Genomic DNA, 24725 nt, shown 5'->3' on the forward strand with positions numbered 1-24725 from the left:
CACTTATTATGACTGGCTTATTAATTTTTTTAGATATTATGTTTATAGCAGTTTTTGGATTTAACTTGTATTGGCAGTCGCAAATTATTGTACCTGCCAAGTATAAATCTTCTTGTTTAATTTTAGCAGCTATTTTTGCGGTATGGATTTTATCGGGTCCCATTAATTCTTGGGCTTATATTATTATGGCAGCTGCATTTTTGACAGTTACATTGATGCAAGGAACTGGTGGAATTGGGGCTAAGAGACTTGTAACTAATGGTTTTTTTGCAACTTTGATTAATTATAAAAGTATTTCCCATGTTACTTTGATTCCTGTGCAAGTATTGCATGCTAAACCACAAGTTATTTCTATTTTTACTACAATTAATCGGCAAAACATTCAAATGACATTTAACCGTTCTGTTGATGAATTAAAGCAAGAATTACGGCAAGTGATACCTCAAAATATTGAAATTGAAGTTTCGCAATTATAATAGTTAAAGGCAGGTTTTGTTTACCTAAAATATAGGTTTATAAAACCTGTTTTTTGTCTGTTGGAATATTAGTAAAATAATCTGGGAAAGTTTTAATAAGAGTATCTTCTTCATCCAGCATCAGATGCAAATGATTGGCAATTAAACGTCGGGCCTCTTCAGGTTCATGATTTTTAACTGCGTTTAAAATATTCATATGCTCAGTAATTAAATTATCCCAAGGTAATTCTTCTACTTTTAATCTTAACATGCGAAAACGATTAAGTTGCATATTAATCGTTTGTAACCAATCCCAAACTTGTTGGCGACCAGTCATTTGATAAAATTCTTGATGAAAAGCCTCATCTTCTGCGAAGAACTTTTCAAATTGTTTTTTTTGTGAAAAAAACTTTTGATTGGCAATAATTGTATTTAATTTAGCAATGGCGAATTCATCATTAGTAGCAGCAGCTTCTTTAATAACTCTAGTTTCAATACTTTCGCGAATAAAGCGGGCACTAGCAGCCACTTTAAGGTCAATTTTTGTAATGTAAGTTCCTGACTGCGGAATTGCATCAATCAATTGTTCTTGTCGTAGCCGCAGTTAAATTCAAATTAAATAGACAAACTCATAAAGTATTAAAAAATGAAATTGCTCGCTTAGAGAATGGTGGCAAAAAAGAAGATGTTACTCCCGAGGCCAAAGATATTGTTGAAACATTAACAGGTGAAGCATACGAAAAAGTGTGGCCCAATAATCCTGAACTATAAATTAGGAGATTAATTATATGATTATTAAAATTAAAAATAGTCATTATCAGGTTAATATTGATTCTCATGGTAGTCAAATGATAAAAATTATTAATAAAGATTATCATTTTAATTATTTGTGGGATGGATTAGAATGGCCCAAACACGCTCCGATACTTTTCCCAGCTATTGGACGTTCAAATAATGACAGTTATATGTTAAATGGAAAAAAGTATTCAATGCCACAACATGTTTTTGCTGCTGATCAGGAATTCTCTATAATTAGTCATACTGAAGATCGGGCTATTTTAGAATTACAAAGTAAACAAGAAACAAAAAGCCAGTATCCATTTAATTTTAGATTACAGGTTATTTTTAATTTGTTGAGTAGTGGATTATCAATTAGCTTTATTGTTAAAAATTTAAATCAAGATGATATGCCATTTTCATTAGGCTCGCATCCAGCTTTTAAGGTTCCTATTGCAAATCAGGGTAGATTTGATAATTATTATGTAGATTTTGTAGGAAATAAAGAACCCTTAAAAGTCTATGAAATAATTAAAAAACCATATCCTTATCGAACAGGTAAGCTGGAGTCAATTAATACCGAAGGACTTCATACTATCAAATTGAATCATCAAATTTTTAAATCAGGATTAAGAATTATTCTAAATCATGATATCAATGAAGTGATTGTGCATTCGTTAAAAAATAAACATTCAATTTCATTAATGGTTTCAGATTTTGATAATGTTTGTCTTTGAACAAAAGAAGATAGTAATTTACCATTTTTATGTATTGAACCTTTTAATGTCTTGCCAGATATTTATGGAAATACGGTTGATTGGTATAAAAAAGAAGGTAACTTGATAATTAAACCTCAGCAAGAAGAACATATTCAATATGAAATAAAATTATCATAGATATAAAAACAGAGAGCTAGTGATTAACCATTACTAACTCTCTGTTTTTATATATTACAATATTGGTGACAATAATCTAGAAAATAATTGTTTAAATCTCAACCAATGAGACTGTTCGGCAATCATTTCCTTAGTTAAAAGAGTGCTTTGTTGCATATCTTCTTGAAAAATTTTGGTCATTTGGCGGCTAACATTTTTATCATAGAAAAAGGCGTTAGCCTCAAAGTTTAAACTATAACTGCGATAATCTTGATTCATTGAACCAATTGAACAAACTTCATTATCAAACACTGCCGTTTTAGCGTGCAAAAAACCATTGTTATAGATATAGACTTCAATTCCCTGCCGAGTAAACAAATTAGCATAAAATTGAGTTGCTCGATAAATAAAGGGATGATCAGGCATACTAGGAATCATAATCTTAATTTTGACACCAGAACGAGCAGCCACTAATAAAGCGTCAATCATAGAATCATCAGGAATAAGATAAGGAGTTTGTAAAAGAATGCTTTTGCGGGCATTCATGATTAAACTCATGAAACCACCTTTTAAAGTGTCAAATTCACTATCTGGACCATCAGCGACAATTTGAATAGGTGTAATGCCAGTTGATTTTTTTAAAGAAGTAGGGAAATATTTATCTTGAAAAAGGATTTTTTGATGATGTTTATCGACTGAAGCATTCCAATCTAAGATAAAACGTTCTTGCAAAGATAACGAGGCATAACCAAAAATGCGAACGTGAGTATCACGCCAATAGCCAAACTTAGGTTTAAGGCCAAGATATTGTTCTCCAATATTAAAGCCTCCTGTCCAACCAATGCAACCGTCAATGACAACTATTTTACGGTGCAAATGGTAATTAAGGCGGTTTTTAGTAACTGCATTTTGTGAAGTAATAAAAGGCATAACTTGCCCACCAGCTTCAGTTAAGGGCGCAAAGAATTTCTTATTAGCACCTGGGGATCCCCAACGATCATAAATAACTCGTACTTCGACGCCTTCTTGAGCTTTTTTGGTTAGTAACTGAACAGTCTTCTTACCTAAACTATCATTAATAAAAGAATAATATTCAATATGGATTGTTTCTTGTGCTTGCTCAATATCTTGGAACAACGCTGCAAATTTGGCTTTTCCATCAGTAAATATTTGGGTATTATTGTGAGTAGTAATGGGAGCATCTGCGTGGCTGTCAAAGAATTCTGCTTGGCGTTTGACCAGGTTAGTGGTTTCGTGTTCTGTATGGGGTCTTTTGCGCGCAACGTCATTTTGGACCATATTTTTAAGATGATCCAGCCCAATATGTTCTACGTGACTAATTGCAAACAGATTATCTTGTGCAATTCCACGGCCCAAAAATGCAAAAATAAAAAATCCCACGATAGGCAGCAGCATGAGTACAATCAGCCATGCTAAAGTAGCGGGAATGCTCCGTTGTCGGTGAAAAACAGTAATAATAGCAGCAATTGTGTTTAAAAGAATAACTATTAAAAAAATCCCGATAATCCAATTCATAAATAACTCCACAAATAAGTATTGATATTAGTTTACTGCAATTTACATAGTATAGCAGTATTTTAAGCAAAAAAATCTTGCCACTCCTGTTGATTTTTGGCATCAGGATTAAAATAGACCTTTTGAATATTTAATTGTTGTTTAATAAAGTAACGTAAACGAATTAAAATTTCTTGGGGTACCGATTGTTGAAAGTTTAAGTTTAATAGCAAACTTTTATTGGTGATATTTTGTAATTCAATGATACCAATCAAATTGGTCTTTTGTTTAGGGATGACTCCCCAAATTAATCCTTTATTAGCCATGATTTGTTGCATAGCTTGATTAGCATAACGGGCTGAAGTAGGAATGTCAGTTTTTAAAAATTCTTGAAGTGCTTTACCAGTTAAATTACTCAAAAATTCCCACTGGTAATTTTCTGTAAAAATTGGATGATATCGCTGTAATTGTTCCATTTAATCGCCCTCATCATTATAAATAAATTTATTAATTACTTGTAAGACACTCTTGTCATCATGCAATTGCGAGTGTTCACCGCTAGTTCCAACTGCATTGTATTCTACAAAACGTTGCACTTGGGGTTTTAAAATATACTTAATAGAACGTGCAGAGCTCACGGAAACATATTTATCGGTATTTGATGAATCATTCACATTGCCATAAATATTTAAAACTTCAGCATTTGCTGGAAATTTAATGCGATTAATATATGTCCAAAGATATTTTGGAGTCATAAAAGCTGGTTTACCTTCAGGACTTAAGGGATTAATATTAGGCAAATCGCCAAATGCTACGACGCCGTCAAAGGGACCAGCCACGAGTGCCAAATGGTTAATCTTGGGCAACGGCTTATTATAAGTGTTAATTAAAAACGAAACTAAAGCTACAGCACCTAAGGAATGTCCGACCGCATTATAAGTTTTAAAATGATAACGCTGGTATAAATCATTCAATATTTGATTAAACCAACGTTCAATAGTACCGGAAGGAATCCAACGATCTTTAAAAATTAACTGGATAATGGGAAATTTAGAGGTGGACCAATAGCCAGAATAGTGGATTTTACTGCTCCAATCGACAGTAGCTCGCAAAAATACGGGCGATTGAGTGAATTTTTGTGCTGAGGTTACCATTTCGTGAGTAGTATAATCGCCACCACGAAAGCCGTGAACATAAAAAGTTGGAATTTGATCTTCACTAGAGGTTACAGAAATTTCAGTGGGTAATTTACAAGTGGGTATGTAGGCAGAATGCTGCTGTCGAAATTTCCTTTGATTCCACATCCCCATGTTTGCGTCTCCTTGCTATTCTATCTTATAGAAGTTATCATACAGTTATTCAAGATTTAATTCTAGCGCAAGGTGACAAAATGAAAAAGTATTATGCAGTGAAAAAGGGGCGCCACCCAGGGATATATTCAACCTGGCCGGAAGCGCAACAACAAGTACAAGGTTTTAAAGGTGCAATATTTAAAGGTTTTACAGAATTAAGTGCTGCTCAATCCTTTATAAAAAACAATAAATCTTCATTAAAAGCTCCCGAAACGCCTGAGGTTTTACTTTACACTGATGGTGGCACTCGCAACACAGGTAATTATGCTGGGGGTCATGTAAAATCAACTGATAAGGCCGCTTGGGCTTATTTAATTAAAAGTCAAAATAAACATTATCAAGCTAGTGCTGGTCAATTAGGGGCAACTAATAATCAAATGGAGTTGCTGGCAGTTGTTAAGGGCCTCGAAAAATTAAATACTCTTAATTGGACACACAAAAATATTCTTTTAGTATCAGACTCACAATATGTTTTGAATGCTTTAACTAAGGGATGGTTAGCAGGTTGGCAAAAGCGAGGCTGGAAAAAAGCTGACGGTCAACCAGTTTTAAACAAAGATTTATGGCAACAAATATATAATCAATTATCAGCATTTACCAATTTACAATTTGCTTGGACTAAAGGACATGCTGCTAATGTAGATAATAATTTTGTGGATCAGCTTTTGAATCAAACAATGGATCAAATGTAACAATCCTTATCATTTCCGTTTTAGGGAGATTAATTAATAGTTTTGTCTAGTAGTCAATGATGATAAAATAAACTTCAGAGGGAGTGTGAAAGTTATGTGTTGGAAACACTATTTGACTTTAACGACAGCTACTTTGGCGTTAGTTTTAGGATTTCAAATGACTAACAGCACTAGTCAAGCCGCTACGTATAATTATCCAGTAGTGACAGTGACTAAAGCGCCTTATGCTAGTCTATATAATAGTGAAGGCGAAAGAGTTGTGGACCGTGTTTTACTAGCCAATACTGATTGGCGCGTAGGCGTTGTCCGCTATTTTGATGGAGGACCTGAAAATTTTCAACATCAATTGATGTATCAAGTATCCACTTCAGAATGGCTGCGGGCCGATCAAAGCCAAGCTAATTTTAATCCGCAAACAGGTCAGTTGTTACCAGTAGCGAATGTCAATGCTGATCAAAGTGCTTTAATTAATGCTATGTTGACTGAATTAAATCGGTTGCGGGCTCAAAATGGTTTACACCCACTAACCAATAATGCAGAATTGAGCGCTTTTTCGCAACGTCGAGCCGAAGATTTACGACAAAAAGGGTATTTGAGTCATGCAGGATGGTGGTTTGAAAGTCATCCAGTAGGCTATGCTGCTGAAAATATTGAAACGGCTTTTGATTTACATGACATCAATAAAACTGCCATTAACGCTATTGGTGAATTTTACGATGATCCTGGTAATCCTAATTTAGGTCACCGTAAAAGTATGCTGAATCCTTATTTTACGCAAGTAGGAATGGGGATTGTCGCTGATGGATACGGGCGTTTCTATGTTGTTCAAACTTTTTTGAAGCCAGATATTCAAGAAAGTGATGCCGCAGGAATTAAAGCGTATGAAAATTATGTAAACGAAAAAGGTGAACGAGCACCATATAATTCTCATTATGATCGTGCTGGTCAGGCCATTATTAAAAGACAAGATTTTAAATGAAAGTAAATAAGAGGCGGAACATATTGTTCCGCCTCTTATTTGTCGTTATCATTTAAAAGAGTAAGTCTTATTTTTCCTATTAATTAATGGAATAGGTTACTAAAAAAGTTGACGATACTAGTCCATAATTGCTGGAAAAAATTTTGATTTTGTGGAGTGTTAATTTTATTGAAGATGCCTTGAGCTTTACTTTTAATGGTATCACTTAATTTACCAGCTTGATTCTTGAAGTCGCCATTTTTTAATGCTCCTGAATTGCGGACCTGGATTAAAATGTTAATAATTTGTTGTTTTTGATTATCGGAAAGAACATTTTGCAGGTTATTGTCTTTAATAGTGTTATTGACGATATTGGTAATCTGGTTGACTGTAATATTAGGTCCAACTTTGGCCATTTCATTTTTAGCTTGCGCCACAGCGTTGTTTAATTGAGCGTCACTATAACCTTTTTGACCTTCATTTTGTTGGGTGATTTTACTGAGAGTTCCCATTTCATTTTGAGCAGCAGTAACTTGATCTTGGTTGAGCGAGTTGCCATTTTGGCTGAAAGCGGCATACACTCCGGCTAAAGCACCCGAGCCATCAATAGGAGTAGCTGATGTCACATAAATATTAGCATCAGTTACACCAGCAGTTAATGCGGCATTACGATATTGATTAGCCGTGATGGTTGTAATGTTATTTTTGCCATTGTAAGGGACAATTTCGACATTAATTCCAGAACCATGGCCTGTTTTTTCAATAAGTGCTGAAGACCAAACTCCTGAATTACTCGTAAAGTTATCCCCTGCTGGATTGAGATACTTAACTAAAGTATCACCATTAACAGTGATTTGCTGAGAATTATTATTATGAATTTTTTCTGATAAAACATCAACTGTACCTTGGTGTTGTTCTGGAGTTAGAGAAGAGCCCAATGTCATAATCGGAGTGTCCCAATTATCAGCCTTAACTGTTGATTCTAGTCCGAAAACACCTATAAAAGCCAATAGCATGGCTGTTAGTATACCTAATAATTTTTTCATTCAAAATCTCCTTCATAATTTCATCGCTTCAAGATAATTATAGCAGTCAGTGGTTCAAAGCACTATTAAGATACTGCAATTTAGGTAAAAGAGCATAAAAAGTTCTGAATTTGTTCAAGAATTAATTAAATCCAAAATGTTTTTAAAAAGGCAGAGCGTAGCTTTTGAACTAGCTTTTATGGTACACTTAAAGTTCTAGAAGTATAGATAAATTGGATTTTAATTAAGGAGAAAATCTATGAAGATTGTAGTTTTAGCTGGGGGCCGTAGTACTGAGCGTAACGTTTCTTTATCTTCCGGTGTGAAGATTACTAATGCTTTGCGTTCTAAGGGTTATAAAGTCGCTTTGGTGGATTTATTTTTAGGTAAAGATGTTCAAGATACTGAGATTGATGAGCTATTTACCACTGAACCTGAACAAGAGGACCCAACAAAAATCAGTGATGAGATTCTGACAGATGAAAAAATTAATGCCTTACGTCCAGGAAAAAGTAAAGCCTTGTTCGGCCCCAATGTTTTGAAGATTTGTCAAGCAGCAGATATGGTTTATTTAGGTTTGCATGGCGAAGATGGGGAAAATGGTAAGGTTCAAGCAGTATTAGATTTATTTGAAATTCGTTACACTGGTAGTGGCACTTTAGCATCAGGTTTGGCGATGAATAAGAAATTTTCTAAAGAAATTTTCCAACAAAATCAAATCCCAACAGCTCAATATATTGTTGCTGATCAAGTAGAATTATCTGCTTCTGAAATTCCATTTGATTTTCCAGTGGTTGTTAAGCCAGCTAATGGTGGCTCCAGCGTTGGGACTCACATTGTTAGTCGTGAATTAGATTTAGCTGCAGCATTAAAGGATGCCTTAAAGTTTGATAATGAAGCCTTAATTGAAGAATATATTCAAGGACGGGAGTTTTCAGTAGCTATTGTCGATGGGCAAGTTTTGCCACCTGTCGAAATTGTGGTAACTAGCGGCTGGTATGACTTCGAACATAAATTCCAAGATAATTCGGTGACTCATTTTATTACACCACCAGAATTAGATGATTCCATTCAAAAGCAAATGCAACGGTTAACTAAAGAAACCTTTGCTGCATTAGGCATGCAGAACTATGGCCGCATTGATTTTCTCGTGGCAGATGATACAGCTTATGTGATAGAAGCTAACTCTTTGCCTGGAATGACACCACGGTCTTTGATACCGCGCGAAGCAGCAGTTGTGGGCATTAGCTATGAAGATTTATGTGAGAAAATTGTTCAAAGTAAGTTAAGAATTTATGAACAACAAAATAATAATTAATTATTTCCAGAAAGAGCGAAATTAATTCGCTCTTTTTTATTATCAAAAATTGATTGTCATTGAAGGCGAGAGCGCGTACAATTTAATTGGAATATACCAATTGGGAGGAAAACTAATGAAATATTTGCATGCGGCAAAATTCTTTTTGCATAATACGACAGAAAATGGCGGTTATTTAGAAATAACTGATGATGGTAAATTTGGACATTATTTGCCAGAATCACAGCAGCCTACTGGTGAAATTTTAGATTATGGTCACGACTGGATTGCTCCGGGGTTAATTGATACTCACATTCATGGATTATTAGGTCATGATGTCATGGACAATGATGCGGCGGGCATTGATGCTATGGCCCAAGGGTTATTAAAGTGTGGTGTCACCTCCTGGTTGCCAACAACAGTTACAGGATCCAAAGAACAATTGCGCGATATTTGTGCTACTATCGCCCAAAATCAATCCCAATTTACTGGTGCTAAGGTAGCAGGTATTAATTTTGAGGGTCCTTTCTTTACACCTGAACATAAAGGAGCTCAAAATCCAAAATATTTTGGGGATCCTGATGTGGATACTTTTAATGAGTGGCAAGAAGCTGCTCAAGGTTTGTTGCGTCAAATTACTATTGCACCAGAACGTGATGGTGCTGTCGAATTTACACAAAAAGTGAGTGCAACAGGCGTTGTTGTTTGCTTAGGTCATAGTTCTGCTACTTTTGAACAAGCTAAAGCTTGTGTGGAGGCAGGAGCAACCACCTTTACTCATACATTTAATGCGATGAGTCCTCTAAATCATCGTGCACCGGGGATGGTGGGTGCAGCGATGAGTTTAACAGGTGTGAATGATGAACTGATTTGCGATGGTCATCATGTTAATCCTTATGCAGCCCGGATTTTAATTAATGTTAAAAGTCCAGAGCATATTGTTTTAGTGACAGATTGTATGTCTGCAGGTATGATGCCAGATGGAGATTATATGTTAGGTGAATTGCCAGTCGTAGTTGGTAATGGCACTGCACGCCTAAAAGATGAGACTCATAACTTAGCTGGTAGTATTTTAAAACTAAATGATGCTATTAAGAATTTAGTTGACTGGAATATTGCCACTCCAGAGCAGGCTGTCAAAATGGCTACTGCTACTCCAGCTCAAAGTGCTGGAATTGCCAATCATGCAGGGGCAATTTTACCTGGTCGCGCAGCTGACTTTATTGTCTTAGATCCACAAATGAATCTGCAAGCAACTTATTTAGATGGTGTTAGTCGCTATCAAGCTTAAATTAACAAGAGTTCAATTCTAATTTTAAAGGAATTGGACTTTTTTTAAAATATTTATGACAACCGGTTGACATATAAATGTAAAACGCTATAATAAATTATTGTAAGCGTTTAAAGAAAGCGCTATGCTAACCGGTTAGTCTAAATTAAAGAAATCGAGGCAGTCAAGATGAATTCAACAAAACAGCTGACCAAAACATTAAAAAATCCGTCCTATTTGCAAAGTTCATTAACGTTATTGTTATTCTTTGCATCTTGGGGTGTCTGGTGGTCATTTTTTCAATTATGGCTCACTTCCACGAAAAATGGCTTAGGATTATCAGGTAGTGCCGTTGGAACAATTTATTCGGCTAATTCAGTTGTCACATTAATTTTGATGTTTGTGTATGGTACTTTACAAGATAAGTTGATTATTAAGCGTTATTTATTGATTTTTTGTGCAACGCTTGATGCTTTAATTGGACCATTTTTTGTCTGGATATATGCACCATTATTGCACCATAACTTTGCTTTGGGAATTATTGCTGGTTCGTTTATGTTATCAGCAGGTTTTTTGTCAGCTTCTGGTATTTTTGAAGCTGTTTCAGAAAAGTTAAGCCGGCGGTTTAATTTTGAATATGGCCAAGCACGGGCCTGGGGCTCCTTTGGATATGCTGCAGTAGCACTGTTAGCTGGATTTTTGTTTCCAATTAATCCGCAATTAAATTTTTGGGCAGGGTCTATTTTTGGCGTCTTATTATTGTTAGAATTATTGCTATGGGTTCCTAAGATTGAAAGAAATGCCGATATATCTGATGATGCGGATACGGGTAATAAAACACCTAAGCTGAAAGATATGTTAAGTTTATTAAAAATCAAAGACTTATGGCTAATTATTATTTTTATTATGTTTACGAATACTTTTTATACTGTTTTTGACCAGCAGATGTTTCCAGATTTTTATACTAAGTTGTTTGCTACAGCAGCTTTAGGACAACATATGTATGGGATTTTAAATTCAGTGCAAGTGTTTTTTGAAGCTTTAATAATGAGTCTGGTACCTATTTTAATGAAAAAAATTGGCGTTCGTAATGCGCTATTACTTGGTGTAACCGTAATGTTTATTCGTATTGGTGGTTGTGGCTTGTTCCATGATCCTATAATAATATCATGTATTAAAATGTTACATTCCATTGAAGTGCCTTTATTTTCTTTGCCAATTTTCCGTTACTTTACGCTACATTTTGATACTAAATTATCGGCCACTTTATATATGATTGGGTTTCAAGTAGCTTCACAGATTGGGCAAGCGCTATTGTCTAATCCGTTAGGTTCTTTACGAGATAATATTGGTTATAGCAGTACCTTCCATATTATTGCATTGACTGTTTTAGTAGCTGGCATTTATGCTTTCTTTGTTTTGAAAAAAGATAATCAAGACGTTAATGGTGAACCCTTTATTCGTTCTTAAATAAAAAGAAGTGAGGTTTTATAATGACACAGAATCCAATTCAACTAACTAATTCGCGTTATCGACTGGGATATCACTTGATGGCACCAGCTGGCTGGATTAATGATCCCAATGGCTTTTGTTATTTTAAAGGATATTATCATATCTTTTATCAATATCATCCTTATTCGGCAGAATGGGGGCCCATGCATTGGGGACATGCCCGCAGCAAGGATTTAATCCATTGGCAGACTTTACCTACAGCCTTAATACCTGGAGATTCCGAAGATAAAGATGGCTGTTTCTCCGGAAGTGCGATTGTCAAAGATGATACACTGTATTTAATTTATACGGGTAATAATTATTATGACGATGGCGATCCTGATCATTATTGGCAAAATCAAAACTTAGCCTATAGTCAAGATGGGATTCATTTTACTAAATACGACAAGAATCCAATTATTGCAACACCACCAACAGATAATACTCAAAACTTTCGTGATCCGAAAGTTTGGGAACATGATGGCCATTACTATGTGGCTTTGGGCAGTCAAGATCAAGCCAAGTTAGGACGTTTATTATTATATAAATCAGATGATTTAAAACAGTGGCAATATTTAGGACCAATTGCACATTCTCAAAGTGTTGAACAAGAAGGTTACATGTGGGAATGTCCCGATTTATTCCATCTCAATGGACAAGATATATTGGTAACATCTCCTCAAGGAATTGCAGCGCAAGAACAGCAATATTTGAATTTGCATCAAACCGGTTATTTTGTGGGTGAATTAGACTATCAAGCACCAAAATTTAAGCGGGGTGATTTTCATGAACTGGATCAAGGACATGATTTTTATGCTGCCCAAACGATGCTAACGCCAGATGGTCGACGCGTTTTGATTGGTTGGTTAAATATGTGGGAAAGTGAAATGCCTGAACAAGTTGATGGCTGGGCAGGAGCTTTAACTTTACCTAGAGAATTAATTTATCAAAATAACCACCTTTATCAAATGCCTGTCGCAGAAACAAAGTCTTTACGGCAACAAAAACTGCGCGATGAACAACTTATGGTTCAATCTGAAACAGAATTAGTGAATAACCAATCTCAAGTTGAAATTAATTTGCAGTTAGACTCAACTAAAACAACTGCTCAGCATTTTGTTGTTCAATTTACCGATCCGCAAACGCACGCCAATGTTCAATTAGAATATGATTTTGCACAACAATTATTTACTCTCAAACGAAGTGATCGCTCTGATGCACGTTTTGCTCAATTACGTTCCAATGAAAAATTACAAATCCAGATTTTTGTGGATACCAGTTCATTAGAAATTTTCTTGAATCAAGGCGAATCTACCATCACGGAACGTTATTATTTTGACCATGCACCACAGATTAGTTTAACTAGTGACCAAGATCTGGCATTCAATTGCCAAATATATCAATTAGAAAAGCAATCGAATAATTATCAGATTAATGAATAATTGGGTATATAATTAAACTAACTATTCATTTAATGAGGGAAAAAATTGCCAAAGTTAGAAGATGTTGCTAAACGCGCTAATTTATCAAAAACCACTGTATCCAGAGTTCTCAATAAGCGAGGATATTTAAGCCAAAAAACGATTGATAAAGTTTATCAAGCAATGGAAGAATTGGATTATCATCCTAACGTTGTTGCTCGCCAACTTTATAAAAATAAAACTGATTTAATTGGGATTTTATTGCCCACCGTGGCAAATCCTTTTTTTGGTGAATTAACGGCTGCCTTGGAAGATCGCTTGTATCAGCAAGGTTTTAAAGTGATTATTGGTAATTCAATGAATAATCCACAAAAAGAAGCTGACTATTTGCAACAACTGTTAATTAAGCAAGTGGATGGTTTGATTGTGGGTTCTCATAATCAAGGCATTCAACAATATCGTCACGCAGGCTTACCAGTAGTATCAATTGATCGGATTATGAATCAAGATATTCCAGTGATTGCTTCTGATAATTATCGTGGAGGACAATTGGCCACTGAACGATTAATTGCTCAAGGCGTCCGAAAAATTATTCATACTAATGGACCGCATGATCTGGCTACTCCAGCCCAAAGAAGACGCCTTGCCTATGAAGATAGTATGAAAGAGCATAATTTACAGCCGATTACTTATGAATTGGATTTTAATATTAGCACTGTTGATAAAGATAAAGTATTTCAACGTATCTTTGTGGAGCATCCGGATGTAGAAGCAATTTTTGCCTCTAATGATACTGATGCTGTCCAAATTATCCAATTAGCGCAAGCAAGTGGCCGGCAAGTACCGCGCGATTTGTTAGTGATTGGCTATGATGGCACGCAATTGGTTCGCGAACTCGTACCACAATTAACAACAATTATTCAACCGATAGCACAAATTGCCCAAACAGCAGTGGAGGTTTTGCAACGGCGTTTGGCTAAGCAAACAACACAAAAAGAATATTTATTGCCTGTAAGCCTTTGGGCAGGCACGACAAGTTAGTTAAAAGTTTATAATAATTAATATACAAAAAGAGGACTTTTGTCCTTTTTTTAGTGTTTAAATATTGTCGGTAATTGGAGCAGTATACAAACTACGTAATTTTTGATAATCCGTGGCAGATAAACCTAAAACTTTTTCTTGAAAGTTATCCCACGATTGATAAATATCCAAAATGGCTACTTGAATAGCTTCAACTGCTGATTGGTCAGCCTTTGTAAAATTCATTTTTTTAATGGTGGCGTCATCAGGATTATTAAGAGCATTCAAATCAATTTTATTTTGATACATGAGATTAGAAAGAAGATAATCTTGTGTAATATATTCAGTAGGTACCTGCATTATTAATAAAAATAAAATTGCCATAATTCCTGTTCGATCTTTGCCAGCAGAACAATGAAAAACTACCGATTGTCCCGGTTGCTCATTACGTAATAAAATCGCAAAAAATTGGCGAAAGACTTGTTGGGCATGATGATCGAGGACAACTTGCTGATAAATACCTGGTAAGTCAGAATATTGATCTTTAGCTGGTAAGGCATAATAAAGCTTATCACTAATTCCATTAGCGGCGTACAGGGGAAGATGAATTGAAGTTAAAAAGTCAACTGGTGGATCGGGCCATTGTTGTCGCTCATAATCTGAACGTAAATCAATGCTATAACGTAAACCGTAATCTTTTAATTGTTGTAACTCAACGGGCGTTAATTTTGATAAGTAAGCGGCCCGCATAACTTTATGACTCCGAATTTGCCGCTGATCTTTCGTAGGGTAACCACCTAGTTCACGAAAATTATAAGTTTGGGAAAAGTCAAATATACGTTGCATGGAAAACCTCCTCAAAATATTTGTTTTAATCTTTAAGTTACGTTATGGTTACTTATAGTAATTTTAGAAAATTGTCGTTTTTGATAATAATTTTGGGTGATTATATGCTGCTTTTGTCCATTGTGATGCCTCTTTATAATGAAGAACGCTTATTGTCTCGCTGTTTAGAGAGTATTGAAAAACAAATTAATCCTAATTTTGAAGTCATTATGGTAAATGATGCTTCAACTGATAATACCGTTGCGGTTGCGCAGTCTTTTATTAAAAATAATCCTAACTTTAGACTTGTGAATCAACCCAAGAATCAGGGTATTTCAGCTGCGCGTAATCGCGGTATTAAAGAAGCTCGGGGACAGTTAATTACATTTTTAGACGGTGATGATTGGCTGGAGCCACAATATACGGACTATTTTTTGCAAAGTTTTAAAAACTATTCCATAGATATGGCTGTGTGTGGTTACTTTAAAGAATCTCAACATGGAACTATCAAAGTCTGGGGTAAACACGTCCAAGGTTTGATTAATCGAACTGAAATAATTCGGCATATCACAAAAATTTCTGGTCAAGTGATGGGTTATACATGGAATAAAGTATATCGCCTAGCATTAATTAAACAGAATAATTTAAAATTTGAAAGTGATCTTTCACTGATGGAAGACCAAGTTTTCAATGTTCAATATGCTACTGTTGCACAAAATTTTTATGTTCAACCACAGCCATTGTATCATTATTGGCAACATGTAAGAAGTGCTACTCATACTTATGATTTAGAAAATGCTAAAAGTATTGGCTTAGCCAATTATCGAATTGTCAAGACACTTTTGGATGTCAAAACCAATACCTCAGAAAAGGAGGAACAGGCCAATGACTGATATTGAAGAATATCTGAAACAAAATGTCTTTGGTAAACCCCAGTTAAAGCCAAATGAAAAAAGAAAATTTTTAGGTAATTTTCAAGAGCGGGTAGCTTTAGCTTTAACAGTGGCTCAAGTTCGTAATTTGAATAATTTAGTGGTAGTAGAACGTGTCATTAAGCAGTATCCTCAGTATCATCTCTTTATTAATGGGCGTTTATCGAGTACTTATCGTGTACAATTAATGACATTAGCTGTCAATAATAATTATCAGTTTACCATTATTGAACAAGCTCATATGCGCAGCGATACTAAGCCATTGGCAGAAAATGATATGGGGTTGGTAATTGCTGATGATCGGCATTCAATCGACCGACCAGTTTTGATTTAGCTAAAGGAAAAATAAGCATATATTACTGATGAAAGACAGGATCGTTGATGATTCTGTCTTTTTTGCATAGCAGCATGTAATAGCGATTTTAGAGGCTATTAGATTGGAATGTGAGCAAATTTATTGCTGTTTATTAGAATAAAGGTTGATTTGCTAATTATATTCAAGTAATATTCTAATTAAATATTAATTTTTTATTAATTTGTGGAGGAATGATTTTGAAAACTAAAACCAAAAGCGCCGGCTTAGTGGTGGCGATTGCGCTCTCTTTAATAATGATTAACAGCACTCCAAATTCTAATGCTCAAGCAGTCAATACTAAACAAGAAATTAGTTTATATTCTAATTCTGATATTTCTTCTTTAGATGTTTCTAAAGTTACAGATTCTAATACATTTACCCAATTAGATAATGTAGATGAAGGACTTTATCAATATGATAAAAATGGCAAACCAAAACCAGCTTTAGCAACTAAAACAATAATTTCTAATGATAAAAAGACTTATACAATTAATCTTAGAAAAAATGCCCACTGGAGTAATGGCGATCCTGTGACTGCTCATGATTTTGTTTATTCTTGGCGTCGTGCAGTTAATCCCGACACTGCTAGTGAATATATCTATCTATTAAGCAATTTAAAAAATGCTGAGGAAATTACTGCAGGTAAAAAACCAATTAATCAATTAGGAGTTGAAGCCACAGGTAAATATCAACTGAAAATCCAATTAAATAAACCTCAAGCTTATTTTAAGATGATTTTAGCGCGAGAAACTTTATTTCCATTAAACAAGAAAGTTGTAGAGAAATATGGCAAAAGCTATGGCACTTCTTCTAATAAAGCGGTTTATAATGGACCGTTTGTTAATACAGGATGGAATGGTAGTAATAGTAGCTGGAAATTAAAACCTAACCCTTACTATTGGGATAAAAAGCATGTTAAATTACAACAAATCAACTATTCAGTAGTAAAAGAACCATCAACTGCTTATAACTTATACCAAACTAATAAATTAGATCAAATGACTTTAGTTGGGGAACAGGCTAAACAAATGGCAGGTGATAAAGATATTGTACGCCGTCCATTAGCAGCTACTCAGTATTTGCAAAGTAATCTTAAAAAAGGTAATGGCTTAGAGAATAAGAATATTCGAACAGCAATTTCTTTATCTATTAACCGTAAACAAATTACTAAAAGAATTTTGGCTAATGGTTCCACTCCAGCATCAGGGTTTGTATCTCAAGGCTTAGCTAAAAATCCTAAAACCGGTAAGGATTTTTATAAAGAAACTTATGTTAAAAATACTGCTGATTATAATCCTAAATTAGCAAGAAAATTATTTAAAAAAGGATTACAACAAACTGGAAAAAAGAAAATAGAAATCACTTTATTGACAACTGATATCGACACATCTAAACAAGTTGCAGAATTCATTCAGGGACAAATTCAATCTAATCTGTCTAAGATTAAAGTAACAATGAAAGCTGTGCCTGCTAATAATAGAATTGCTGCTGTCTCTAAGGGAGATTATGACATAGTATTCCAGGGCTGGTCTGCTGATTTTGCTGATCCGTATACCTTCTTACAAATGTTTACTACCAAGAGTCCTCAAAATCATTCAGGTTGGTCTAATACAACTTATGATCAAGCAATTGCAGATTCTAATAATAAAGATGCCGCAAATAAACAATCTCGCTGGAATGATATGGTACTAGCCGAAAAAACATTATTAAAGAATCAAGGAGTGACACCACTTTACCGAATGAATAATGAAGATTTAGTTAATCCTAAACTCAAAGGAATTTTATATAACCAAGTTAATGGACATTATGTTTATAAAAATGCATATTTAACTAAATAATTGTGGAGGAATGAAGAACATGCAAGAAATAGAGGAAATTAAATTAGTACAACAATTTTCTAATTTGAATGGTGCTCCAGGATTTGAAATGGAAGTGGCTAAGTTTTTTCAACAGCAAGTAAAAAATTATGGTACTACCAAAATAGATGGGATGTTTAATAGCTATGTATCACGTCATGGCAATACTGGACATAGACCAGTGGTACAAATGGACGCTCATGCAGATTCAGTAGGTTTTATTACTCAAGCAGTTCGACCGAATGGATTATTGAAGTTTGTTCCTTTAGGCGGATGGGCACCAACCAATATTCCAGCTATGAGAGTTCGTGTTCGTAATCGTGATGGTCAATATATTAAAGGAGTAGTAGCTACTAAGCCGCCTCATTTTATGTCAGCTGCAGAAAAAAATTCAGTTCCACAAATTGAAAATCTATCTATTGATGTAGGATCAACTAGTCGTGCAGAAACTATTAATGATTTTAAAATTGATACTGGCTGCCCCATTGTTGTAGATGCAGAGTGTGAATATTTTTCTAACACTAGAATGTTTTTTGGGAAAGATTTTGATAATCGGGTAGGAGCTGCCGCTTTGGTAGATACTTTAAATCAATTAGAAGGAAAAAATCTAAATGTAGATTTAAAAGTAGCGTTGTCGACACAAGAAGAAGTGGGAACTCGAGGTGCGCAAGTAACTGTTAGAAATATTGATCCTGATTTAGCTATTGTTTTTGAAGGTTGTCCTTGTGATGATACTTTTAGTCCTGATTGGCTAGCTCAAACAGGCTTAAAACGTGGCCCCATGTTACGCGATATGGATACATCGTTTATTGCAAATCCATTATTTGAACAATACGCTGATAATATAGCTACGCAAAATCAGATTCCGCATACACGCTCGGTTCGTACCGGAGGTGGGGTAAATGGGGCTCCAATTTTATATTATCGTGGAGCACCGACAATTGTAATTGGCATTCCTGTTCGATATGAGCACACAGCATTTAATTGGTCATCTTTAGATGATTTTCAAAATGCTGTCCAACTAGCTGTAAAAATTATTTCATCTCTTGACACTGAAGTCATTAATAGCTTTAATGGAGCAGAATAATGATTTAGGAGATAAAATAATGAGTCGCGCACGCTTAATTACCTTAACAAATATGTGTATGATTACCAATTTTGCAGGTGAAATTTTAGTTCAGGATAGAAATAAGCCTACTTGGCCCGGAATTACCTTTCCTGGTGGACATGTAGAAGTAGGTGAATCTTTACAAGCAGCTATGATTCGTGAAGTTCAAGAAGAAACTGGCCTAGTTATTTCACACCCGCGACTTTGCGGTATTATGGATTTTACTACAGAAACTCAGGAAGGATATTTAGTCCTACTGTATAAAACGCAATCTTTTAGTGGTAAAATTCGGTCATCCAATGAAGGTGAAATTTTCTGGATTAATCCCCAAGATTTGCCCAAATATCATTTAGCACCTGATTTTTGGGAAATGTATCAAGTAATTATTAATGATAATTTGTCAGAATTATATGGTACTGGCAGTGGCAATACTTGGCAAACACAATCTTTGTAAAAACAATATAAAAAAGTTAGGGTAATTAAATATTATCCTAACTTTTTTTATTTTTTAAAAAATAACGAACGATAATTTCCCGTGATATTAAATATAGTGGATAAAAAAGAATTAAAATTATTAAACTATCTAACCAGATTGATCCTTGGAAAATATTGAGTATTTTAAAAGGTTTCCCCCAAACAGTGAAAATGAGAAGGTTTAATGCAAATAAGGTTATAAATATTAATAAAGTTCCACGATTGATAGGACGAGCAATAATCCAAAGGGCTGCAAAACCAATCAAACTAATGGTTAAAACCGCAAGAGTAGACGTTTGACTAAAAATTAAATGCTGCCAATGACCGTAACCAACTAAGGCAGTAACGACGAGAGTAATATCAATCGCGGCTGGTAAGGCTACTTGCATAACATTGCGAAAAAAACGACCAGCCGGTGGGGAAAAGTCGGGGCGCAAAGCTAAGAAGAACGTAGGAATACCAACAGTTAAAGCGTTAATGGGAGTCATTTGAGCCGGATAGAAGGGATAGCCGGTATGCAAAAAGATAAAAAGAATGGTTAACATGACTGAATACATAGTCTTAATTAAATATAAAGCGGCAACACGTTCGATATTATTAATAACACGGCGACCTTCATTTAAGACGTTAATTAAAGAATCAAAATTTTTATTTAATAAAACAAAATCAGCAGCATTTTCAGCAGCATCACTATTGCCAGCAATGGCAATACCGCAATCAGATTGACGCATTGCTAAGACATCATTGACACCATCACCGGTCATAGCGACTTTATGGTTTTGTGCTTGCAAGGCCTGAATCAATTTTTGTTTTTGCTCTGGTAAAGTGCGCCCAAAGATAGTATATTTTGCGGCTATTTTTTGCCAATCAACATGTTCATCTATGGTTGACATATCTATGGCCTTTTGACTATTAGGTAAGGCAACTTTTTGAGCAATGTTTTGGACAGTCGCAGGATCATCACCAGAAATTACCTTAATATTAATACCTTGTTGTCTTAGATATTCAAAGGTGTTAGTGGCAGTTGAACGGACTTCATCATTAATCAAAAGAAAACCTAGTAATTCTGGCTGAGAGATGGTTTCTGTAATCACTTGTTGAGATTGAATTACGGCTAAGACACGATATCCCTGTTGGGCAAAAGAATGGGCTGTAGCTATTTGTTGGGCATCTTGAAGCAAAAAAGAAGGTGCGCCAATGGCGTAATGCTGACCGTTACTCCAGTTAACAGCTGACCATTTACGAGCAGATGAAAAAGCTACAATACTAGCGATTGGGGGTAAATCTTGATTAAGTTCCTGAGCCGTTAAAATGGCTTGGGCAGTTTCGTTATGCTCATTAGTTGCTTGCATAATTTGTTGGCTAATAGTTAAAATCTGTTTTTCGTCTAACTCAGAAGGAATAATCTTACTTAATTGCAAATTACCAGTAGTGATAGTACCTGTTTTATCCAGACACAAAGTATCAACTCGAGCTAAGGCTTCTAGCGCAGTGAGAGATTTAACGAGGACCTTTTTTCGCGTTAAATGCATAGCTCCAACTGCTAATGCGACAGATGTTAAAAGGACTAATCCTTGAGGAATCATCCCAATAATTGAGGCAGAAGTTCCCAAAATTGCTTGATTGAGATTTTGATGTTTATAAAAAGTAACCGCAAATAAAATCAAACCTAAAGGAATAATAATATAAGTTAAAATTTTTATAATCCGATTGATAATATCCATTAATTGAGAAATATTATGGGTTTGTTGACGGGCATCATGAGCTAACTTGTTAGCAAAACTGTTAGCACCTACAGCCGTTAACTCCACCAATGCTTGTCCGCTCAAGACTAAGCTGCCAGAAAGCACTGATTCTGTGGGCTTTTTACTAATAGAATTCGATTCACCAGTAATATTGGATTCGTCAACTTCAATTTGTGCACTTTGACGAATGACACCGTCAGCAGGTAATTGGTCACCACGCTGCACAATAATTAAATCATGTAAAACTAATTCATCTTGAAATATTTTTTGAACTTGACCATTACGTAAAACTTGAATGGTTTGCCGATTTAAAAAGGTCAAGCGGTCTAATTGTTTTTTAGCCTTAATTTCTTGATAAGAGCCAATTAAAAAATTTGCCACTACTGGTCCTAAAAAGAAGAGATTCTCATAACTGCCAGTCGAAAAAATAATAATTGCCAAAATCAAATTAATAAAATTAAACAAAGTAAAAAGGTTTTTTGATAAAATCATAGTTACTGATATAGAATGATTAGCAACTTGATTAGTGTTACCATATTTAATTTGTTCTTGTACTTGAAGATCAGTTAGACCAGTATTCACATCAGTTGCTTTCATGCTGCACCTCAGTTCGATAGAATGATTAATAGCTTAATTTTAAGCTTAGATTATAATTTTTTTATGAAGAGGAAGAGAAATTGCTGCAAAATATTTTGTTTGATTTAGATGGAACTATTGTCGATAGCGGTGAAGGAATTATGAATGCTCTCCGCTATTCTTACCAAAAAGAAAACTTACCAGTGCCTTTGGAAAATGTGTTGCGTAAATTTATTGGCCCGCCGTTGGTTGAGAGTTTTCAAAAGTATAGTGATATTATACCAAACAGTGATTTATCACAAAGTTTATTAGCTGATTTTCAAGAATTTTATAATGAAAAAGGTTGGCAGCAATTAAGTCTTTACCCGCAGATTATTGAATTACTGACTAAATTACAGCAAAAAGGATGCAAAGCCTATATTGCTACTGCCAAACCCGAACCATTTGCGAAGAAAATCATTAATCATCTACAGTTGGATAATTATTTTCAAGGCATTTATGGAGCTGATTTAAGTGAGACTATGCATAAAAGTGACGTTATCGCAACTGCTATACGCCAAGCACAATTGATTGACTTACAGACCACAGTGATGATTGGTGATCGGGATACTGATGTAATTGGAGCTGCAGCTAATAATCTGAAAACGATTGGCGTTTTATACGGTTTTGGAACTCAAGAAGAATTAGAAAATGCTGGCGTCATTGCGACAATTAAGCAACCATTAGATTTACTATCGCAGATTGGAGTAAACAAGGATGAAAAAATTTTTTAAACGTCTACTAATCTTTTTAGTAATTGTTCTTATTTTAGCAGATTTCGGCGGTGCATATTACCTATTTAACTTTGCGTTTTCTAAAACTGGCTTTAGTGCTAAAAATAATAATAGACCTTTGACTAACTCTGAAGTTTGGGCAAAAAATCAACAGCAAACTACTTGGAACCAGACTAGTTCACAAGATGGCTTGCATTTAAAAGCTCGTTATTATCCAGCAGCTTCACCGACTAACAAGACCATGGTGATGATTCATGGCTTCGGTGATAATAGTATAACTTTGGGACCTTATATCCGTTTATTTCATCAAGCGGGTTATAATGTATTAGCTCCAGATAATCGTGCTCATGGTCGAAGCGAAGGTAAATATATTGGCTTTGGCTGGCTAGATCGACAAGATGTTCAAGATTGGATGCACCAACTAATTCAACGTCAAGGGCCCCACACCCAGATTGGTTTATTTGGTGTGAGCATGGGGGCTTCAACTGTTATGTATTATTTGGGGATGAAAGTTCCTCACCAAGTAAAAGTTGCTATCGCTGATTGTGGTTATGCTTCAATTAATGGGGAATTGACTTATGAATTAAAAACGATGTTTAATTTGCCAAGTGTACCGCTGATTCCGACGGCTAATCTATATGCTAAAACTTTAGCCCATTATAGTCTTTATGATGGTGACACCGCTAAAACTTTGAAACATAACCGAGTGCCATTATTTATCATTCATGGTGCTAATGATCATTTTGTACCGACCAAAAATGGCCGTTTGAATTATCAAAATGATGCTGGTCCCAAAAAATTATGGCTAGTTAAAGGTGCTAAACATGCACAATCCTATCAAAAGCAGCCACATCAATATCAACAAAAGGTATTAACTTGGACAGCTAAATATATAAATTAAGCTAGAATCTAATTATTTTTAAACAAAATCGTTTACATCATGTGATTTGGTGTTCAAATATTAGGATTTGCGGTAAAATAAGACTTGTATAAAAATGTTTCTTTTGTAGGAGGACAAAAATGGCGTTAGTAAACGGCAATGAAATTTTCAATAAAGCACGTGAAGGTAAGTATGCTGTTGGTGCATTCAACACTAATAACTTGGAATGGACTCGGGCAATCTTGGGTGCAGCTCAAGAAACCAACACTCCAATTCTAATCCAAACTTCAATGGGTGCTGCTAAATACATGGGCGGCTACGAATTATGTTTACACTTAGTGCAAGACACAATTAAGTCCATGGGTATTACTGTTCCAGTTGTTATGCACTTGGATCATGGTAACTATGAAGCTGCTAAAGAATGTATCGAAGTTGGTTATAACTCTGTAATGTTTGATGGTCATGATTTACCATTTGATGAAAACTTAGAAAAGACTAAAGAAATTGTTAAATTAGCTCATGCTAAAGGTATTTCTGTAGAAGCTGAAGTTGGTTCAATTGGTGGTACTGAAGATGGTATTACTGGTGCTGGTGAATTAGCTAGTGTTGACGAAGCTAAGACTTTGGCAGCAACTGGTGTTGATTACTTGGCTTGTGGTATTGGAAACATTCACGGCGTTTACCCAGAAAATTGGCAAGGCTTGAACTTTGATCGTTTGGAAGAAATTGCTGCCGAAGTTAAAACTCCATTAGTATTACATGGTGGTTCTGGTATTCCTAAGGAACAAATTGTTAAAGCTATTTCATTAGGTATCTCCAAGGTTAACGTTAATACTGAATGTCAATTAGCTTTTGCTAAAGCAACTCGTGAATATATTGAAGCTGGTCATGACGAAGATGTTGATGCTAAAGGATATGACCCACGTAAATTGATGGCTCCTGGTACAGAAGCTATTAAAGAAACTGTCAAATCACGTATTGGCTGGTTTGGTACACCATCTCTATAATTATAAATTTAAACTCAAATGCTCTGACAATTTTGTCAGGGCATTT

At 35.1% G+C, this 24725-nt stretch carries 25 protein-coding genes; 18 read left to right on the forward strand and 7 right to left on the reverse strand.

The genetic code is table 11. The features are described 5' to 3' along the window. Window positions 1-8 precede the first annotated feature (8 nt). On the forward strand, window positions 9-476 hold the full coding sequence (locus DS830_RS08105; RefSeq protein ID WP_118908960.1) for a hypothetical protein: 468 nt from the start codon (window positions 9-11) through the stop codon (window positions 474-476). A gap of 37 nt (window positions 477-513) precedes the next feature. Here DS830_RS08105 and DS830_RS08110 read toward each other — a convergent pair whose 3' ends face one another. Next, window positions 514-1038, reverse strand: coding sequence for a GntR family transcriptional regulator (locus tag DS830_RS08110; protein ID WP_162887562.1), 525 nt, complete (start codon window positions 1036-1038; stop codon window positions 514-516). Here DS830_RS08110 and DS830_RS08920 point away from each other — a divergent pair. Together DS830_RS08920 and DS830_RS08115 are read left to right on the forward strand one after the other, a co-directional pair. Continuing rightward, window positions 1026-1226 carry a hypothetical protein gene (locus DS830_RS08920; protein WP_162887563.1) on the forward strand — a complete coding sequence of 67 codons (201 nt, stop codon included), beginning with the start codon at window positions 1026-1028 and terminating at the stop codon, window positions 1224-1226. The genes DS830_RS08110 and DS830_RS08920 overlap by 13 nt on opposite strands. A 17-nt stretch (window positions 1227-1243) precedes the next feature. Then, window positions 1244-1969, forward strand: coding sequence for an aldose epimerase family protein (locus DS830_RS08115; protein ID WP_118908962.1), 726 nt, complete (start codon window positions 1244-1246; stop codon window positions 1967-1969). A 213-nt stretch (window positions 1970-2182) separates the two neighbouring features. On the opposite strand, the gene cls is transcribed toward DS830_RS08115, so the two are convergent. The 3 genes from cls to DS830_RS08130 all read right to left on the reverse strand — a co-directional run bounded on the left by cls (window position 2183) and on the right by DS830_RS08130 (window position 4932). Further along, window positions 2183-3643, reverse strand: a complete 1461-nt coding sequence (cls, locus tag DS830_RS08120; RefSeq protein WP_118908963.1) for a cardiolipin synthase — start codon at window positions 3641-3643, stop codon at window positions 2183-2185. A 62-nt stretch (window positions 3644-3705) separates the two neighbouring features. After that, a complete protein-coding gene (locus DS830_RS08125) occupies window positions 3706-4098 on the reverse strand; it encodes a hypothetical protein (protein WP_118908964.1) in 393 nt (130 codons plus the stop codon). After that, the gene (locus DS830_RS08130) at window positions 4099-4932 is read right to left on the reverse strand and encodes an alpha/beta hydrolase (protein WP_118908965.1); all 834 of its coding nucleotides are present in this window, start codon (window positions 4930-4932) and stop codon (window positions 4099-4101) included. An 80-nt stretch (window positions 4933-5012) separates the two neighbouring features. On the opposite strand from DS830_RS08130, the gene DS830_RS08135 reads away from it, so the two are divergent. Continuing rightward, a complete protein-coding gene (locus DS830_RS08135) occupies window positions 5013-5666 on the forward strand; it encodes a ribonuclease H family protein (RefSeq protein WP_118908966.1) in 654 nt (217 codons plus the stop codon). Window positions 5667-5760: 94 nt separating this feature from the next. Beyond that, window positions 5761-6645, forward strand: a complete 885-nt coding sequence (locus DS830_RS08140) for a CAP domain-containing protein (protein ID WP_118908967.1) — start codon at window positions 5761-5763, stop codon at window positions 6643-6645. An 83-nt stretch (window positions 6646-6728) separates the two neighbouring features. On the opposite strand, the gene DS830_RS08145 is transcribed toward DS830_RS08140, so the two are convergent. Further along, window positions 6729-7670, reverse strand: coding sequence for a DUF1002 domain-containing protein (locus DS830_RS08145; RefSeq protein WP_118899907.1), 942 nt, complete (start codon window positions 7668-7670; stop codon window positions 6729-6731). Between the two features lie 238 nt (window positions 7671-7908). Here DS830_RS08145 and DS830_RS08150 point away from each other — a divergent pair, with 238 nt between their 5' ends. The 5 genes from DS830_RS08150 to DS830_RS08170 all read left to right on the forward strand — a co-directional run bounded on the left by DS830_RS08150 (window position 7909) and on the right by DS830_RS08170 (window position 14169). Beyond that, window positions 7909-8967, forward strand: coding sequence for a D-alanine--D-alanine ligase family protein (locus tag DS830_RS08150; RefSeq protein ID WP_118899905.1), 1059 nt, complete (start codon window positions 7909-7911; stop codon window positions 8965-8967). A 115-nt stretch (window positions 8968-9082) separates the two neighbouring features. Beyond that, a complete protein-coding gene (gene nagA / locus DS830_RS08155) occupies window positions 9083-10237 on the forward strand; it encodes an N-acetylglucosamine-6-phosphate deacetylase (protein WP_118908968.1) in 1155 nt (384 codons plus the stop codon). Window positions 10238-10405: 168 nt separating this feature from the next. Beyond that, on the forward strand, window positions 10406-11686 hold the full coding sequence (locus DS830_RS08160; protein ID WP_118908969.1) for an MFS transporter: 1281 nt from the start codon (window positions 10406-10408) through the stop codon (window positions 11684-11686). A gap of 23 nt (window positions 11687-11709) precedes the next feature. Further along, window positions 11710-13149 (forward strand): glycoside hydrolase family 32 protein, encoded by a 1440-nt coding sequence (locus DS830_RS08165; RefSeq protein WP_118908970.1) that lies wholly within the window; start codon window positions 11710-11712, stop codon window positions 13147-13149. Between the two features lie 45 nt (window positions 13150-13194). Next, window positions 13195-14169: a LacI family DNA-binding transcriptional regulator gene (locus DS830_RS08170; RefSeq protein ID WP_118908971.1), complete on the forward strand. Its 975-nt coding sequence runs from the start codon at window positions 13195-13197 to the stop codon at window positions 14167-14169. Window positions 14170-14226: 57 nt separating this feature from the next. Here the strand turns inward: DS830_RS08170 and DS830_RS08175 are convergent, their stop codons facing one another. Beyond that, complete coding sequence (locus DS830_RS08175; protein ID WP_118908972.1) at window positions 14227-14994, reverse strand: tyrosine-protein phosphatase; 768 nt, start codon at window positions 14992-14994, stop codon at window positions 14227-14229. A 104-nt stretch (window positions 14995-15098) separates the two neighbouring features. On the opposite strand from DS830_RS08175, the gene DS830_RS08180 reads away from it, so the two are divergent. The 5 genes from DS830_RS08180 (at window position 15099) to DS830_RS08200 (ending at window position 19678) form a co-directional block, all read left to right on the forward strand. Further along, window positions 15099-15866 (forward strand): glycosyltransferase family 2 protein, encoded by a 768-nt coding sequence (locus DS830_RS08180; protein ID WP_162887564.1) that lies wholly within the window; start codon window positions 15099-15101, stop codon window positions 15864-15866. Then, on the forward strand, window positions 15859-16239 hold the full coding sequence (locus DS830_RS08185; protein WP_118908974.1) for a DUF1694 domain-containing protein: 381 nt from the start codon (window positions 15859-15861) through the stop codon (window positions 16237-16239). Before DS830_RS08180 ends, DS830_RS08185 begins: the two co-directional genes overlap by 8 nt. A gap of 212 nt (window positions 16240-16451) precedes the next feature. Next, window positions 16452-18098 carry a peptide ABC transporter substrate-binding protein gene (locus DS830_RS08190; RefSeq protein ID WP_118908975.1) on the forward strand — a complete coding sequence of 549 codons (1647 nt, stop codon included), beginning with the start codon at window positions 16452-16454 and terminating at the stop codon, window positions 18096-18098. A gap of 19 nt (window positions 18099-18117) precedes the next feature. Continuing rightward, window positions 18118-19203 (forward strand): M42 family metallopeptidase, encoded by a 1086-nt coding sequence (locus DS830_RS08195; RefSeq protein WP_118908976.1) that lies wholly within the window; start codon window positions 18118-18120, stop codon window positions 19201-19203. Between the two features lie 19 nt (window positions 19204-19222). Beyond that, window positions 19223-19678 (forward strand): 8-oxo-dGTP diphosphatase, encoded by a 456-nt coding sequence (locus DS830_RS08200; RefSeq protein ID WP_118908977.1) that lies wholly within the window; start codon window positions 19223-19225, stop codon window positions 19676-19678. A gap of 37 nt (window positions 19679-19715) precedes the next feature. On the opposite strand, the gene DS830_RS08205 is transcribed toward DS830_RS08200, so the two are convergent. After that, a complete protein-coding gene (locus DS830_RS08205; RefSeq protein WP_118908978.1) occupies window positions 19716-22040 on the reverse strand; it encodes an HAD-IC family P-type ATPase in 2325 nt (774 codons plus the stop codon). Window positions 22041-22120: 80 nt separating this feature from the next. Here DS830_RS08205 and DS830_RS08210 point away from each other — a divergent pair, with 80 nt between their 5' ends. The 3 genes from DS830_RS08210 (at window position 22121) to fba (ending at window position 24679) form a co-directional block, all read left to right on the forward strand. Continuing rightward, the gene (locus DS830_RS08210) at window positions 22121-22792 is read left to right on the forward strand and encodes an HAD hydrolase-like protein (protein WP_118908979.1); all 672 of its coding nucleotides are present in this window, start codon (window positions 22121-22123) and stop codon (window positions 22790-22792) included. After that, window positions 22776-23693, forward strand: a complete 918-nt coding sequence (locus DS830_RS08215) for an alpha/beta hydrolase (RefSeq protein ID WP_118908980.1) — start codon at window positions 22776-22778, stop codon at window positions 23691-23693. Before DS830_RS08210 ends, DS830_RS08215 begins: the two co-directional genes overlap by 17 nt. Window positions 23694-23812: 119 nt before the next feature. Beyond that, window positions 23813-24679, forward strand: a complete 867-nt coding sequence (gene fba / locus DS830_RS08220; protein WP_118899878.1) for a class II fructose-1,6-bisphosphate aldolase — start codon at window positions 23813-23815, stop codon at window positions 24677-24679. The last annotated feature ends 46 nt before the right edge of the window (window positions 24680-24725 follow it).

The sequence above is a fragment of the Bombilactobacillus bombi genome (assembly GCF_003522965.1).
Taxonomy (GTDB): domain Bacteria; phylum Bacillota; class Bacilli; order Lactobacillales; family Lactobacillaceae; genus Bombilactobacillus; species Bombilactobacillus bombi.